The organism is Rahnella ecdela, from assembly GCF_019049625.1.
Lineage (GTDB): Bacteria > Pseudomonadota > Gammaproteobacteria > Enterobacterales > Enterobacteriaceae > Rahnella > Rahnella ecdela.
This window is the reverse complement of sequence record NZ_JAFMOY010000062.1, coordinates 1-1,050: the sequence shown is the minus strand read 5'-3', so window position 1 is coordinate 1,050 and position 1,050 is coordinate 1. Positions and strand designations below refer to the sequence as shown.

Here is a 1,050-nt window from a genome sequence, read left to right as displayed (position 1 = left end):
ACTGGTCAGTCGATGCGAATAATGACTTGTCTATTAAAGGCCAGAATGCTGCGGGACTGTACTGGTCTTATGATGCAACAGGTAAATTCATTCAAGCGGATGCAAACACCAAAGTGGTAGAAGGTGATGGCACCAGTACTACTGTGGATACGCCTAACAATGCCTCAGGAAAAGACAGCGCCGGGACGATTATTTCGGGTGATAATACCAACACCGTCATCAGCGGTGGCACAAATGCAACAGATGGCGGTACTGGCACTAAAATTGATGGTGCAGGCGCAGATGTTATCAACTCCGGCGACACTACGGCCTCCGGTACCGGCTCAACGGGCACAGATATCACCGGCGACGGCGCAGCCGTTGATAATTCCGGTAAAACCGACGTGTCTGATGGCGGTACCGGTACCAAAATCGCGGGCGATGACGCGAAAATCGATAACAAAGGTGACAGTACCGCCACAGGCGCAGACACCGTTATCACCGACATTACCGGCGATAATGCAACGGTAAACAATGACGGCAAAACCGATATCACCGACGGCGCCACCGGGACGAATGTCGATGGTGATGGCACGATAATCAATAATAACGGCGACACTACGACCTCTGGCACCGGCTCAACGGGCACCGATATCACCGGCGACGACGCAGACGTTAATAACACAGGCAATACTGACGTGTCTGATGGCGGTACCGGCACCAAAATTGCGGGCGATGACGCAGAAATCGATAACAAAGGCGACAGTACCGCCAACGGATCAGACAACGTTATCATCGACATTACCGGCGATGATGCAACGGTAAATAATGACGGCAAAACCGACATCACCGACGGCGCCACCGGGACGAAAGTGGATGGTGATGGCACGATAATCAATAATAACGGCGACACTACGACCACCGGCACTGGCTCAACAGGTACAGAAATTAAGGGCGATGACGCCGTTATCGATAACACCGGCAACACCAGCATAGTTGACGGCGGTACTGGTACAATAATTGACGGAAATAACGCCAAAATTGATAACAAAGGCGATACATCTGCCAGTG

The 1,050-nt window shown here is 51.6% G+C and carries 1 protein-coding gene; it reads left to right on the top strand.

Annotation, left to right across the window (positions count from 1 at the left end; translation table 11 throughout):
• Positions 1-26: 26 nt before the first annotated feature.
• Positions 27-1,050: beta strand repeat-containing protein (locus J1784_RS00315; protein ID WP_420803935.1), on the top strand; the 1,024-nt coding region annotated here is incomplete at its 3' end.